At 35.8% G+C, this 13,150-nt stretch carries 9 protein-coding genes; 7 read left to right on the top strand and 2 right to left on the bottom strand.

The genetic code is table 11. The features are described from left to right. Positions 1 to 24: 24 nt before the first annotated feature. A complete protein-coding gene (locus K0R77_RS03025; protein ID WP_300347364.1) occupies positions 25 to 1,620 on the bottom strand; it encodes a peptide chain release factor 3 in 1,596 nt (531 codons plus the stop codon). A gap of 56 nt (positions 1,621 to 1,676) precedes the next feature. Next, a complete protein-coding gene (locus K0R77_RS03020; RefSeq protein WP_300347357.1) occupies positions 1,677 to 2,867 on the bottom strand; it encodes an MFS transporter in 1,191 nt (396 codons plus the stop codon). Positions 2,868 to 3,037: 170 nt separating this feature from the next. Between K0R77_RS03020 and K0R77_RS03015 the strand changes: the two genes are divergently transcribed. The 7 genes from K0R77_RS03015 to K0R77_RS02985 all read left to right on the top strand — a co-directional run bounded on the left by K0R77_RS03015 (position 3,038) and on the right by K0R77_RS02985 (position 13,146). Then, entirely contained in the window at positions 3,038 to 3,868 is an 831-nt protein-coding gene (locus K0R77_RS03015) for a type II CAAX endopeptidase family protein (protein WP_300347349.1), read from the top strand. 80 nt (positions 3,869 to 3,948) lie between these two features. Next, positions 3,949 to 4,530 (top strand): RdgB/HAM1 family non-canonical purine NTP pyrophosphatase, encoded by a 582-nt coding sequence (gene rdgB, locus K0R77_RS03010; protein WP_300348339.1) that lies wholly within the window; start codon positions 3,949 to 3,951, stop codon positions 4,528 to 4,530. Positions 4,531 to 4,639: 109 nt separating this feature from the next. Beyond that, positions 4,640 to 5,554, top strand: a complete 915-nt coding sequence (locus K0R77_RS03005) for a ribonuclease Z (RefSeq protein ID WP_300347343.1) — start codon at positions 4,640 to 4,642, stop codon at positions 5,552 to 5,554. Positions 5,555 to 5,560: 6 nt separating this feature from the next. Beyond that, entirely contained in the window at positions 5,561 to 6,331 is a 771-nt protein-coding gene (locus K0R77_RS03000; protein WP_300347338.1) for a TIGR02757 family protein, read from the top strand. A 10-nt stretch (positions 6,332 to 6,341) separates the two neighbouring features. Then, a complete protein-coding gene (locus K0R77_RS02995; protein ID WP_300347335.1) occupies positions 6,342 to 6,872 on the top strand; it encodes a hypothetical protein in 531 nt (176 codons plus the stop codon). Positions 6,873 to 7,102: 230 nt separating this feature from the next. Continuing rightward, positions 7,103 to 9,370, top strand: coding sequence for a choice-of-anchor L domain-containing protein (locus K0R77_RS02990; RefSeq protein ID WP_300347329.1), 2,268 nt, complete (start codon positions 7,103 to 7,105; stop codon positions 9,368 to 9,370). A gap of 173 nt (positions 9,371 to 9,543) precedes the next feature. Continuing rightward, a complete protein-coding gene (locus K0R77_RS02985; RefSeq protein WP_300347323.1) occupies positions 9,544 to 13,146 on the top strand; it encodes a choice-of-anchor L domain-containing protein in 3,603 nt (1,200 codons plus the stop codon). Positions 13,147 to 13,150 lie beyond the last annotated feature (4 nt).

Here is a 13,150-nt window from a genome sequence, read left to right as displayed (position 1 = left end):
GGTTTTTTTATTTTTAAATAAGAATTAATTCTGTTTGAATTCACTAATGAAATGTAATTTCACATTCGGGAACTTCTCCTGTGTCATGTGAATTGTAAATGATGAATCGGCTAAGAATACCAATTGATTGTATTTATCTCTTGCAAGGAATCTCTGTTTTAATCTGGCAAATTCTTTAAACTCTTCAGATTTTTCGTCAGCTTCTACCCAACAAGCTTTGTGCATAGAAAGTGGTTCGTAAGTACATTTTGCTCCATATTCATGCTCCAAACGATACTGAATAACTTCATATTGAAGAGCTCCGACCGTTCCAATGATTTTTCTGTTGTTCATTTCAAGTGTAAATAACTGAGCAACACCTTCATCCATCAACTGATCAATACCTTTTGCTAATTGTTTAGCCTTTAAAGGATCATTGTTATTGATATATCTGAAATGTTCCGGAGAAAAGCTTGGAATACCTTTGAAGCTGATTTTTTCACCACCCGTCAAAGTATCGCCAATTCTAAAACTTCCTGTATCGTGAAGTCCGACAATATCTCCCGGAAAACTTTCATCTACCACTTCTTTTTTATCAGCAAAGAATGCATTCGGCGACGAGAATTTCATCTTTTTACCTTCTCTTACCAACAAGTAATTCTCATTTCTTTTGAATGTTCCCGAAACGATTTTCACGAAAGCCAGACGGTCTCTGTGTTTAGGATCCATATTGGCATGAATTTTAAAAACAAATCCTGTAAATGCAGATTCCTCAGGTTTCACCATACGGGTTTCGCTTTCTTTTGGTTGTGGCATCGGAGCAATTTCTATGAATGCATCCAACAATTCACGAACTCCAAAATTATTTAAAGCTGAACCAAAGAAAACAGGCTGCAGATCACCATTCATATAATCTTCACGGCTGAATTCAGGATAAACAGATTGTATTAATTCCAATTCTTCTCTTAAATTCTTCGCAGCTTTTGTACCGATGATTTCATCGATTGTAGGATCATTAATATCATCAAATTTGATCGCTTCACCTACTTTTTGTTTTTTTTCTTCTAAAAATAACTGAATATTGTTTTCCCAGATGTTGTAAATGCCCTGGAAATCTGCACCCATACCGATCGGAAGAGAAAGCGGAACAACTCTCAAACCTAATTTTTGCTCAACTTCATCCAAAAGATCAAAAGCATCTTTACCTTCACGGTCAAGTTTATTAATGAAAACCAACATCGGAATGTTTCTCATTCTGCAAACTTTCACCAATTTTTCTGTCTGTTCCTCAACACCTTTTGCAACGTCGATGACAACAATTACAGAATCTACAGCTGTTAAGGTTCTGTAGGTATCTTCAGCAAAATCTTTGTGACCGGGAGTATCAAGAATGTTGATTTTATAACCTTTATATTCAAATGCCAATACGGAAGTCGCAACCGAGATACCTCTCTGTCGTTCGATTTCCATAAAGTCGGAGGTAGCTCCCTTTTTAATTTTATTCGATTTTACGGCTCCGGCTTCCTGAATGGCTCCTCCAAAAAGAAGCAGTTTTTCTGTAAGCGTGGTTTTTCCGGCATCGGGGTGAGAAATAATTCCGAATGTTTTTCTTTTCTCTATTTCTTTGATTAAGTCTGACATAGTGTATTTTGAATTTGCAAAAATCGGGATTTTTATCGGATTCTGAAAATCGTATTTTAAGACTTTTTGAAACTCAATTTTGTTTTAAGAATATAAGCAACTCCCAAACCTAGAAAAACCATCAAAGCACTGAATGGAAAAATATATTTCATTCCCCAAATATCGGCAACACCTCCAATTAATGGGCCTGCAACACCAAGAGAAAGATCAATGAAAAGTCCATAACCTGCCAACGCTGATCCCTGACTTGAAGGCGAAACACTTTTAATAGCCACAACCCCAAGCGCAGGAAAAATTAATGAAAATCCTAATCCCGTCACGCCCGCTCCAAAAAGTGCCATCTCAGAATTCGTAGCGAATGATATGATTAAAAGTCCGATTGCTTCTACTAAAAGACAAGCAATTGCGACTCTGATTCCACCATAATTATTAATGACATTGCTAAAAACCAATCTTCCGGCAACGAACAATCCACCGAAAACAGTAAGACAAAGCGCACCGTTATTCCAATGAAAATAGTTGTAGTATAATGTGATAAAAGTAGAAATACTTGCAAAGCCAATTCCTCCCAAAGCCAGACAAATTCCGAAAGGCGAAACTTTTCCCAAAACTTTCCAGAAAGATTGAGAATCCTGAGTGTGTGAATTGGTGTAGTTTGTTTTTGTTTTAGCAAAAAGAAAACCTGAAAATCCAACGATGATAGAAAGAATTCCGATGCCGTAAAGACCAAATTGATGTTCGATAACTACTCCGAGTGAAGCACCGATTGCCAAAGCTCCGTAACACGCAACACCGTTGTAAGAAATAATTTTTGCAGTATGTTTTTCGCCCAATGCCATAATTGCCCAATTGATTGGACTTGCACCAATCATCCCTTCTCCACAACCTGTCAATAGACGGCTGATAATTAAAAATCCTAAACTGATTATTGGTGAAAATTTAAAATAGTAAGCCAGAACCAGAAAAATCCCTGTCAATGAAAAACTTAGCATGCTAAATAAAACAGCGAGTTTCGGACCTTTTCCATCAATGATTTTTCCGGAATAAGCTCTCAAAAAGAATGTTGCAACATATTGTAAACTGATAACAAGTCCCGCAATAACCAAACTGAAACCTAAATTTCTACTGATGAAAATCGGAAGGACGGAAAGTGATAAACCTATAATAAAATATCCTAAAAAAGTGAAACCAACGTATGTTAGCAATGGTAAATTAACATTTTCTGGCTGTTTGACTGCATGATCCATATTCATAAAAAATTAAGGTGCAAAGATACTTCAGAAAAATAATTTAAAATAGGTTATAAGTTCTAAATAGATAAGATAAATCGTTGATAATAAATGAAAGTTGTTTCAAAACAGCTTTACTATCCTGTATTTTCATAAAATCAATTATCTTTGTTTTTCAAATTTAAAAAATGGAAAACAGCAGATACCCGAAATTTACATTCACCTGGATTGGAGGGTTGATATTATTCGCAGGTTTTGTAGTTGGCTCTATAGCTGTTGGAGTTTTTAATGTGTTCTGGATGTTGGTTTTCAAAGAAAATCTGCAATACAAAGATTGGTTTTTGATGGTTTCAAATGCTGTTGTATTTCTCTCTTCGATTGCATTTTTCGATTTTTTTGTCGTTCGGCTGCAAACAAAACAGAAACTGAATTTTAATTTTTCTCCAACTAACTTTTATACTTACCTACTCATATTTCCGATGATGTTGGGAATGATGTTTATTGGTGAGTTTGTCACTTCTCAAATTCCGATCACTGGACCGTTTTTTGGGGAATACTACGATTTTTTCACGAAATTGATGGAGCAGCTGACCGACGATCCGGTTGTAATGATCATTACAGCGGTGATTATGGCACCGATCTTTGAAGAAATTATTTTCAGGGGAATTATTCAGAAAGGAATGATCAATAATGGAATGCAGCCCTGGAAAGCGATTATCTTTGCCTCAATTATTTTCGGTTTAGTGCACGGAAATCCGTGGCAGTTTGTAGGTGCAGTTTTATTGGGCTGTGTTTTAGGTTTGGTGTATTATAAAACTAAATCACTGCTTTTACCCATGCTTTTGCACGGTTTTAACAATCTTTGTTCTTCAATCTTGATATTTTACACAAAAAATGAAAGTTTTGCAGAAGCATTCAAAGTTTCTGAATGGATAATTTTAGGAGTTGGAATTGTACTTTTTTCACTGTTCTCTTATTTATTTATGAAAAAATATAAAGTGCATTATTCGGAAATTTAAATCTAAACACGGATGGCTCAAATGATTTACACCCGTTTATTGGTGTTATTTGTACATTCGGTGCTTAAATAAAATAAAAAATTATCATGGAATTATTAGTTGCTACACACAACATACATAAAAAAGAAGAAATTCAGCAGATCTTAGGTGATCAATTTAAAGTTAAAAGTCTGACAGATTACAATATACATGAAGAAATTGTGGAAGATGGAGATTCCTTTAACGCCAATGCTTTAATTAAAGCTAAATATTGCTTTGAAAAAACAGGAATTCCAAGTTTGGGAGATGACAGCGGTTTGGTTGTAGAGTCTTTGGACGGAAGACCGGGGATTTTCTCCGCACGTTATGCCGGAGATCATGATTTCGCAAAAAATATTGCAAAAGTTTTGAGCGAAATGGAAGATGTTGAAAACAGAAAAGCTTATTTCATAACAGTTTTATGTTATTACGACGAAAACGGTGCTCAGTATTTTGATGGCAGAGCTCATGGAAATTTACTCGACGAAAATAAAGGATATAAAGGCTTCGGTTATGATCCTATTTTTGTTCCGGAAGGTTACAAAATGACTTTTGCAGAGATGAATCCTGAAGATAAAAACCAGATAAGCCACAGAAAACAGGCTTTAGATTTGTTTTTAGAATTTTTAAAAGTAAAGGATTAGGGAAAGATTTAGATAAAATTACAAATAGCAGTTTTTAAAACTCACCTCAACCTTCATCAACCTTTGCCTCAAACTTTTGTCGTACATTTGCTCGTAATAAACTATTGATTTGAGTACTTATTTAACCATTTTAGGCTTTAATTCAGCTATTCCTACCGTCAATACATCGCCAACAGCGCAGCTTCTGGAAATGGAAGAAAGATGTTTCCTGATCGATTGTGGTGAAGGAACGCAGGTACAGTTAAGAAAAGCAAAAGCAAGATTTTCAAAAATCAATCATATATTCATTTCTCATCTTCACGGTGACCATTGTTTTGGTTTGCCGGGATTGATCGCATCGTTTCGCCTGTTGGGAAGAGACGTTCCGTTGCATGTTTACGGTCCGAAAGGAATTAAAAAAATGCTGGAAACTATCTTTACCATTACTGAAACCCATCGAGGTTTTGAAGTGATTTATCATGAATTGGATAAAGATTATTCCGAAAAAATTTATGAAGACAATAGAGTAGAGGTTTATACGATTCCGTTGGATCACAGGATTTACTGTAACGGTTATCTTTTTAAAGAAAAACAAAAAGACAGGCATCTCAATATGCAGGAAATTTCAAAATATAAAGAAATAGAAACCTGCGACTATCACAATCTGAAAGCCGGAAAAGATTTTGAATTAAGCGACGGATATATCCTGAAAAATGAAGTTCTGACAACAGAACCTGCTCAACCTGTTTCATATGCTTTCTGCAGCGACACAAGATATTTGGAATCTGTAATTCCTATCATAAAAGATGTCACTGTATTGTATCATGAATCTACTTTTTTGCATGATTTAAAGGAAATGGCTGATTATACAGGCCACACAACAGCATTGGAAGCAGCGAGAATTGCAAGACAAGCCAAAGTCGGGAAACTGATTTTGGGTCATTTTTCTAACAGATATGGTGACTTAACGGTGTTCACAGATGAAGCGAGAACTGTTTTTCCGAATACGTTTTTGCCAAAAGCTCTGGAAGTTGTGAAAATTTAAGCTGTTATGTGGAATTTTGAAGAGTTAAAAGATTTTTTGAACGAAAAAGCTGATATTTACAATAATTCTGAATTCATTCAGGATGATCCCATCCAGATTCCGCATCGTTTTTCTTTAAAGCAGGATATTGAAATTGCCGGTTTTTTGGCAGCTACGATCTCATGGGGAAACAGAAAGTCGATTATCAAATCTGCTGAAAAGATGCTTGATATGATGGGGAATTCTCCCTATGATTTTGTAAAAAATTATTCTGAAAATGATTTGAAATCAATTGAAGGAAGAAGTATACACAGAACATTTAATGGTGAAGATTTCACATATTTCATAAGACAGTTCAACAGAATTTACAGTGAAAATGAAAGTTTTGAAAATTTATTTATTGTTAAAGATTCAGAAGTTAATTTTTATCACGCTATTGAAAGATTCAGGGCTCAGTTTTTAAATATTGAAAAACACAGAAGCCACAAGCATGTCAGTTCGCCATATAAAAACTCGTCCTCAAAAAGAATTATCATGTTTCTGCGGTGGATGGTGCGAAATGACAATCGTGGAGTAGATTTTGGAATTTGGGAGAATATTGATTCAAAACATTTATCCATACCTTTAGACGTTCATACCGGAAATATTTCGCGAAAATTAGGTTTAATTACAAGAACACAGAATGATTGGAAAACGGTTTTGGAACTGGACGATATTATCAGAAAATTTGATGAAAAAGACCCTGCAAAATATGATTTTGCCTTATTCGGATTGGGAGTAACAAAAGAATTATTTTAAACAAAAAATAATGAAAACATCACACGAAAGAATAGAATTTTTAGAAAAAATGGCAGACGGAATCACTTCATGGATTGGTTCTATACCTTCTCTCATCATTCACACATTGCTATTTCTTACTGCATTTTTGCTGCCTAGTTTTGGTGTTGTTGATTTTGATAAAATGCTTTTGGTGCTTACAACCGTGCTTTCTTTAGAGGCAATATATCTTTCAATTCTTATTCAGATGTCGGTGAATAAAAGTCATGAAAAAATTGAAGACATCCAGGAAGATATTGAGGAAATCAGTGAGGATATTGAAGATATTCAGGAAGATTTGGAAGAGATCAGCGAAGATATTGAAGAAATAACGGAAGACATTGAGGATATTCAGGAAGATATCGAAGAGATCAACGAAGATGAAGATGATGAAGATCATATAGAAAAAGCTAAAAAAGCAATTTTAAAAAGCAATGTAAGTTCCAATAAAAATGAGATTAAATTATTGAAAGATAAAATTCAGGAACTACAAAATATGATTGACGAGCTGAAAAAAGATTAAAACATCCAATTTTCGTATTTAATTTATTTATGTTTAATTATAATTAAATTTTCTTATCAATTTATAAATAGATACTTTAAATCTTAATGTTTTAGATTTATTTTTATTATTTTTGAGCAAACAATAATAAAATGTTAAAATATCGAATAAAGAATTACTTTAGGTTAATTTTCTTTCTGTTATTCCTCACTAGCGCCTTTTCTTATGGGCAAACAGTAAAGCAAAAAAGATTGGAATCAGCAAAAAATACGATTCCATCGTCGTCAGCTAAGGCTGGTGATTTGATAGACGTAAATGTAACTCCATATGTTGGGTCTACTTATACTCCGACGCAATTGGTTACAAATGTTTTAGTTGGAGGCTCATCCTCATGTGGGACACCGAATATTTCTAATGTTACAATTTCACCGGTTCAGCCTGTAACTGACAATGAGAGATTTTGGGGTTATTTTCATAAAGGTACTTCAAATTTCCCTTTCACTGATGGTATTGTACTGACAACAGGTACAGCACGTCTGGCAGGAAATACTCCTGAAGGACAACTTGGTGTTGATCTTACAACAGGTACTGATGCAGATTTAGAAGCTGCTTTAGCTGGCAGTACGCTTGATTTGGAAGATGCTGTAATTTTAGAGTTTGATTTTGTACCGTCGAGTTCACAAATGACGTTTAATTATATTTTTGCTTCAGAAGAGTATGATGGTGGATTCCCTTGTTCAGGTTATGAAGATGCTTTTGCTCTTTTATTAAAACCAAATACAGCGGGAGGTACATATACCAATCTTGCTATTTTACCTGGAGGTGCGGGACTTGTTACTGCTACAAATATTGTACCTGCAAGTTTTTCTTGCGGTCCAATTAATGCACAATATTATGAGACATCATCCCCTGATAACCAAACCAACCTTTTTGGAAGAACGGTTCCTTTAACAGCTTCTGCAACTGTAATACCGGGACAATCTTACCATATTAAGATGGTAATGGCTGATGATAATGACGGAACTCATGATTCTGCTGTTTTCTTGGAGGCTGGGTCTTTCGATATTGGAATTAGTATTGTTGATAGTGCAGGAAATCCGTTACCGGAAACCCTCAATATATGTGATAATACACCACAGATTCTGAAAGCTCAGGTAGTTGCAACTCCGGGTATGACCTTTCAATGGTTTAAAGATAATGTAGCTATTCCGGGAGCTACTAATATTACTTATACTGCTACTTCACCAGGTGTATATACGGTAAAAGTTACAGTACCGGGTGGAAATTGTCCGGGAGAAGCAAAAGTAACGATAATAGGTGGTACAAGTCCGGTTGTGCAAAATGCAACTTTAAAAATTTGTACAACGCCAAGTAATTTTACATTTAATTTAGACTCTGTCAAACCACTTATCAGTACAACAACCGGAGCGGTTTTCAAATTTTATTTAGCTCAGGCAGATGCCGTAGCGGGAAATAACAGCAATATAACCAGTACCACTGCATTTAACGGAAATGATGGACAGGTTATTTATGTAAATGTTTCAAACGGAGCTTTCTGTTCTAAAGTAGCTACGTTAACTTTAAGAAAAGAAGAAACACCGACAGCTGCTGTCACTTCTACGAAGTTAAAAATTTGTGTAGGAGAATCAGTTACTTTAACAGCTTCTGGTGGTGTAACCTACGAATGGGAAGGTTTTTCCGGGACAGGTGCAGTACGTACGGTTTCTCCGACACAGACTACAACGTACACAGTGTATGCTATTGGTGCTCAGGGATGTAAATCTTTACAGCCAGCTTCAGTTACTGTAGAAGTGGTTCCGGCGATTACTTCCAATCTTACAGGAGGATTCATTTGCGTTGGTGACAGAATTACTCTGGATGCAGGAGCAGGTCCTAATTATTCTTACCAATGGAATAACGGTGAAACTGCACAAACAGTTGCTGCAGAATTACCAGGAATATATTCTGTAACTATTAGTAATGGTGTTTGCTCTAAAGTTTATACTACTCAGGTTTTTCAGGCAATTATTCCTCAAATCATAAAAGTAGATTATAATGAATCAGGAACGATGGTGGTGACAGCAAGCAATCCGAGTAACGGACAATTAGAATACTCCAATGATAATGGTGTTACATGGCAATCTTCAAACGTATTCACAAATGTTCCCAATAATACACTGATTTCTATCAGAGTTAAAGTAAAAAATACAAGTTGTATTGGTTTCTTAGAATATTTCACATTTGTTATGAAGAACGTAATTACTCCAAATGGTGATAACGTGAATGATATGATTGATTTCAGAGGAATCAGCGATCTTAAAGATTTCCAGGCAGTAATTTCAGACCGATATGGTAAAGCAGTATTTAAAGCTGAAAAAACAAGACCTTTCTGGGACGGGTTCTTCCAGGGTAAAAAATTACCGACATCATCGTATTGGTATCAGGTAACATTTGAAGATCCAGCGACTAAAAAACTCACAGTAAAAACTGGATGGATTTTACTTAAGAATTTTGAATAAATTTTTATTACATATTGAAAAAGACCGATAAGCTATCGGTCTTTTTTGTTTTCAGTATTTGAATAATGAAATTGCTTATTTACCACTCCTCAATTTGTGTTAATAATAATATAAATATTTTTGAATTAAATTTAAATCAAAAAAAATAGTATTTTTGTTAAAAATAATACAAAATGTTAAATAAAAGTGCAGGAAGTTTATTTTTGGCTCTGTTTTTAGTTCTTATTGGAAATTTTACATTTTCTCAGACTAGGGAAAGAGGTAAAAGTATGCAGAAAGCTTCTTCTCAAACAATGAAAGCGGGCGCTTTTATAGATGTAAATACAACTAATTATCCCGAATCTTCTTACAGCATTACGCAGTTGGTGAAAGATGTTCTTATTGCCGGCGGATCTACGTGTTCCACAGCTAATGTAACGAATGTTGTTGTATCACCAAATTTAGCAGTAAGCAATCAGGCAAGAACGTGGGGGTTTTTTAATAAAGGTACAACCAACTTTCCTTTTGATAAAGGTATTATATTAACTACCGGACATGCAAGAAAAGCCGGGAATGTTTTTCAGGCAGGTGAGCTAAGTGATGGTGTTCCTGTACAGGGAGATATTGATTTGGCAACGGCTTTAGGAATTTCAAACGGAAATTTAAAAGATGCTACATATATTGAGTTTGACTTTGTTCCTAGTTCCACCGAAGTTACGTTTAGATATTTATTCGCTTCTGAAGAGTATGAAAACAACTACCCTTGTACCATCGGTGATGGTTTTGCTCTATTGTTGAAAAAATCGACTGATCCTACTTATACTAATTTAGCAGTTTTACCAAATGGTACACCTGTGAGTGTTACCAATATTCATCCGGCTAATGAATTTGACGGATCACCATTAGCTTGTGGAGCATCTAATGCAGCCTATTTTGCAGGATATAATACAACAGCAATAGAAACAAATTTTAGTGGAAGAACAGTTCCCCTTACTGCTAAAGCGACAGTTATTCCTGGTGAGACTTATCACTTTAAAATGGTTTTAGCAGATTATCAGGATGCGGCTTTCGACTCTGGTGTTTTCTTAGAAGCTGGTTCTTTTGATATAGGTGTTCAGATTTTGGGACCAACAGGAGTTCAGCTTCCGGCATCAATCAATGTTTGTGATAATGAACCTCAGACTTTTACAGCATCAACTCAGATTCCAAATGCAACCTATCAGTGGTTTTTAGGAACCAACCCGATACCAGGAGAAACAAATGCTTCTTACACAGCAACGCAACCGGGTGTTTATTCTGTAGAAGTGACGATTCCGGGAAATTCTTGTCCGGGTAAAGCCACCATAACGATTGTTGGCGGAACATCACCAATAGTACAAAATGCTACATTGACAAGTTGTTATACTGCCGGAAATGCAACTTTTAACTTAACATCAGCTCAGGCTTCAATAAGTACAACACCAGGCGCTACATTCTCATATTATTTAAATCAGGCAGATGCCAATGCAGGAAATACAAGTACAATTGCTGCTCCTACTACTTTTTCAAGTGCAGGAAATCAGACAATTTATGTTTTAGTAAAAAGCGGATTCTGTTCCAAAGTTGCACAGTTACAATTAGTGAAAGCGGCAGAAATCACACCAACAATAGCAACACCTGCTACATTAACATGTACAAATACTCAGGTTACATTAAATGCTTCAGCCTCAGTTTATCCTACAGGTTCTACATTTGCATGGACAACCACGGGAGGAAATATTGTATCAGGTGGCACAACTTTAAATCCTATCGTCAATGCGGCTGGAACATATACACTGACGATTTCGAATACTTTCGCAGGAAATGTTACCTGTACAGGAACAGCCAATGTAACTGTAGTGGGAGACAGCGCACCACCAGCAACAGGACTTGCAGCTAATAAACTAATCATTTGTGCAGGAGAATCTGTCACTTTAACGGCAACAGGAGGTACAACTTATAATTGGACAGCTCTCACAGGTAATGGAGCAACTCAAACTGTAACTCCAGCCATAACTACAACATATTCTGTAACGGCAGTTGGAGCAAACGGATGTGTATCAACTTCTCCGGCAACTATTACGATTCAGGTTTCGCAACCTTTTACCGCTCAAAATGCAAGTCTTTTAAAATGTTACCAACAGGGAAATATTACTTATGATCTTACATCGGCTCAAAGCCAGATAACCACAGCTACGTCGGGTATTACATTTACATATTATGTCAATCAGGCAGATGCAAATGCAGGAAATACAAGCAACATTACAACACCTACTACATTTCAAAGTCCAGGAAATCAAACGATTTATGTTTTGGTCAGCAACGGTGGATGTAAGTATGTTGTAACACTTCAGTTATTAACCACAGCAGCTACAACATTAACGATTGCTGCTCCTCAAACTATTACCTGTACAACGGCTCAGGTAACTTTAAATGCTTCAGCATCGGTAATACCGGCAGGTTCTACAATTTCATGGACGACTACAGGAGGAAATATTGTTTCAGGAGGAAATACTTTAAGCCCTGTCGTTAACGCAGCAGGAACATATACTTTAACGGTTACTAATGTAACACAACCAGCAAATTTAACTTGTACATTTACAGCAACTGTAACAGTTATTCAGGATAAAGTTTTGCCGGTAGCAAATTTAACATCTACATTCCAGCAAATCTGTCCCGGAGAATCTGTTACTTTGACGGCTTCAGGGGGTGCAACGTATAATTGGGGTAATGGTCTTACGGGAAATGGACCAACACAAACAGTTTCTCCAACTACAAATACAACTTATACTGTTTTCGCAGTAGGAACAAATGGTTGTATCTCTGCTAATCCTGCCACTATTACAATTGTTGTAGGACCACCAACCGCTATTGTTGCTGCTTCAAAAAGTAAAATATGTGCAGGTGAATCTGTAACATTGACTGCAAGTGGAGGGTTTACATATAATTGGGTAGGTCTTACAGGAAATGGTAACACTCAGGTTGTTACTCCTTCTGTTACTACAACTTATTCAGTATTTGCATTAGGAGGAAATGGTTGTGTATCTAATACTCCTGCAACTATAACCATAGAAGTTGTTCCTGCAATTGTTTCTACATTACAAGATGTATATGCCTGTGCCGGTGATAATGGAATCTTAGATGCGGGAGCAGGACCAAATTATACTTATTTGTGGAGTACCGGTGCGACTACGCAGACGATCTCAACCAATGTTCCGGGATCATATTCTGTAACAATCAGTAACGGAACTTGTTCAAAATTATTTACTGCACAGTTGATTAATCCTGATCTTCCTCAGTTTACGAATGTCGTGTTTGAAAATAATGTACTTACAATTTCGGCAACAAATCCTACGGGCGGAGTTTTAGAATACTCAATTGATGGAGGTATTACTTGGCAGCCATCTAACATATTTTATAATGTTTTAAACAATACCAATTATACTATTTTTGTAAAAGTAAAAGATGCGAAATGTGGTAATTCATTGCAGTATTTTACATTTGTTATAAGTAATGCAATTACTCCGAATAGTGATGGTGTGAACGACTATATAGACTTTAGCGGAATCAGTAATTACAAAAGTTTTGCGGCATCAATTTTTGACAGATACGGAGCGGAATTATTTAAAGCCGATAAATCTAATGTGAGATGGGATGGTTCACTAAAAGGAATAAACTTGCCAACCGCAACATATTGGTATAGAGTTCAATGGGAAAATCCTGCAAGTAAAAAACTCGAATTAAAATCGGGATGGATTTTACTTAAAAATAGAAATTAAATAA

Origin of the sequence: Chryseobacterium sp. (assembly GCF_029240215.1) — a bacterium.
GTDB lineage: Bacteria > Bacteroidota > Bacteroidia > Flavobacteriales > Weeksellaceae > Chryseobacterium.
Note: the sequence above shows the minus strand (reverse complement) of the source record. Positions and strands in the feature narration are given on the sequence as shown.